This is a genomic window from Microcystis sp. LE19-10.1B (assembly GCF_027530565.1).
Lineage (GTDB): Bacteria > Cyanobacteriota > Cyanobacteriia > Cyanobacteriales > Microcystaceae > Microcystis > Microcystis aeruginosa.
Genome location: NZ_JAPZQM010000382.1, coordinates 1 through 2601, shown reverse-complemented (window position 1 = coordinate 2601; position 2601 = coordinate 1). Strand labels below are relative to the sequence as shown.

Here is a 2601-nt window from a genome sequence, read left to right as displayed (position 1 = left end):
TTTGAGTTGTTTGTCAGTTTTCTTCTGTTGTTGGGCGTTTTCCTTCTGTTGTTGACTAACTTCCTTCAATAGTAGGTCAGTTTCCTTGAGTTGTTTGTCAGTTTCCTTGAGTTGTTGGGCGTTTTCCTTCTGTTGTTGACTAACTTCCTTCAATAGTAGGTCAGTCTCCTTCAGTTGTTTGTCAGTTTCTTTTTGAGCAGTGGCTAATTCGGCTAAGATTCGCCATACGTCTTCTGATGTAGTTGCCATAGATAAATTTTTTCCTCTGATTTGGTCTATTACTATTTTACTTAATTTTGCCGATTCATGAAGAAAAAAGTGTTGCTGCCTTTGGGCAAGATAGAGCGATTACATTTAAATTTTTAATAAGGTCGAGGTTGAAAATTATCAGGAATATCTAATTCAAATACTTGGTCGTGAATCCGAGCCACATAAAACCCTTCTTGCAGAATTTTTTCCCGTAATTCTGGGGATAAGTCAACCGATGCTAGTATGCCATAGAGTTTTTTATCTTTGTGTTCGGGGAAAAAGCGGCGAAACCGTTGTAAAATACTTTTTAATTGTGTAATGGATTCTTCTCTAGCATGACTTTTAACCTCGACGATATAGGCAGTATTTAGCTCACCATTGGTATAGGCAAGGACATCAATTTCTAGGTGTTGTCCATCTTTACTGACTCGCACACTGGGACTGATAACTTCCATACCAAACCGTTGTCTGAGAATCGTTTCCATTGAGGGAAGGGCAAGTCCTTCGGTAAAACTGCCGAATTTTGCACCAAGTCCCCCAATTTGCCGTCCTAATTCTTTGAGTTGTCGGTCGGTTTCCTGTTGTCGTCGCTCGGTTTCCTTCTGTTGTCGGTCAGTTTCCTTGAGTTGTCGGTCAGTTTCCTTCTGTTGTTGGGCGTTTTCCTTCTGTTGTTGACTGACTTCCTTCAATAGTAGGTCAGTTTCTTTTTGAGCAGCAGTTAATTCGGCCTGAGCCGTCGCTAATTCGGCTAAGAGTCTCCATACGTCTTCTGATGTAGTTGCCATAGATAAATTTTTCCCTCTGATTTGGTCTATTACTATTTTACTGAATTTGGCCGATTCATGAATAAGAGAGTTGTTTTTCCTTTGGGGAAGAGGGCAATCGCATCTAAATTTTTAATAAGGTCGAGGTTGAAAATTATCAGGAATATCGAGTTCAAATACTTGGTCATGAATCCGAGCCACATAAAACCCTTCTTGCAGAATTTTTTCCCGTAATTCTGGGGATAAGTCAACCGATGCTAGTATGCCATAGAGTTTTTTATCTTTGTGTTCAGGAAAAAAGCGGCGAAACCGTTGTAAAATACTTTTTAATTGTGTAATAGACTCCTCTCTGGCATGACTTTTAACCTCGACGATATAGGCGATATTTAGCTCACCATTGGTATAGGCAAGGACATCAATTTCTAGGTGTTGTCCATCTTCGCTGGCTCGGACACTGGGACTAACAACTTTCATGCCGAACCGTTGTCTGAGAATCGTTTCCATTGAGGGAAGGGCAAGTCCTTCGGTAAAGCTGCCGAATTTTGCCCCGAGTCCCCCAATTTGTTTGCCCAGTTCTTTGAGTTGTTTGTCAGTTTTCTGCTGTTGTCGGTCAGTTTCCTTGATTTGTTGGGCGTTTTCCTTCTGTTGTTGACTGACTTCCTTCAATAGTAGGTCAGTTTCCTTGAGTTGTTTGTCAGTTTCTTTTTGAGCAGCAGTTAATTCAGCTTGAGCAGTCGCTAATTCGGCTAAGATTCGCCATACGTCTTCTGATGTAGTTGCCATAGATGATTTTTTCCCGATGTCACCTATTCACTATTTTATCGGATTGCCGCGCTTGCCGAAGGCACTGGGGAGCAGACTGCTGATTCAATTGGGTAAGGTGGAGGCTAATTCATAGAACAAGAATCACCACCACAACCGACTCACCTCCCTAATCCCTTGATACACTTCTCTTCAGGCAACCTCCCCCCCAAAATGAAGGATTAAAGGGACTAAATTGGGAATAGAATTAACAATTATCTTCATTCTCTTTGATTTTTTGACTAATTCATGACTGGTTCGCTGAACGCTGGAAAATGCTAACGTTGATGGGTTATTCATTTGACAGATCATAGAGTTCTAAGCCTTGAATAAAACAAAAATCTCTCAAATTCAATGTATATAGCTTAATATTCTGCACTAATGCTGTTGAGGCAATGATAGCGTCAGGAATGTTGAGTTTGTGACTTAGGGAGTAGGTTTCCATTAAGTTAATAAATTGATTGGATATTGCGACATCTACAGGAAAGGTATGTAGGGTCTGCTGAAAAAGTTTTTCCTGGGGGTAGGAGTCAGTAGCCGGTCGTCAGGAGCCGGTCGTTTCAGGCTTTGTTGCCCTTGTTTTTTGTAACAAGCGATGTACTACAAGAAGGATAATGCAACGTTTTTGAAAGTACCAATCCTATTTTCTTGCACTAACATCGGACTTTAACAGGTCAAAAGCTTTATTTTAAAAGGGTTTTACCATTATTCAGCAAGCCCTATGTAGCAATCCGAGATGTCTTTTGATTTTGTTGAGTTCATTTTTATTGATTGCTCCATAATATAA

The 2601-nt window shown here is 40.4% G+C and carries 2 protein-coding genes and 1 pseudogene; all 3 read right to left on the bottom strand.

Features of this window, described 5'->3' with window-relative positions:
- Positions 1 to 249 (bottom strand): annotated as a pseudogene (locus tag O9332_RS13855) (DUF3782 domain-containing protein); the annotation flags it as partial.
- Between the two features lie 113 nt (positions 250 to 362).
- On the bottom strand, positions 363 to 1034 hold the full coding sequence (locus O9332_RS13850; protein ID WP_052275654.1) for a DUF3782 domain-containing protein: 672 nt from the start codon (positions 1032 to 1034) through the stop codon (positions 363 to 365).
- Positions 1035 to 1145: 111 nt separating this feature from the next.
- Positions 1146 to 1796 carry a DUF3782 domain-containing protein gene (locus O9332_RS13845; RefSeq protein WP_002760515.1) on the bottom strand — a complete coding sequence of 217 codons (651 nt, stop codon included), beginning with the start codon at positions 1794 to 1796 and terminating at the stop codon, positions 1146 to 1148.
- Positions 1797 to 2601 lie beyond the last annotated feature (805 nt).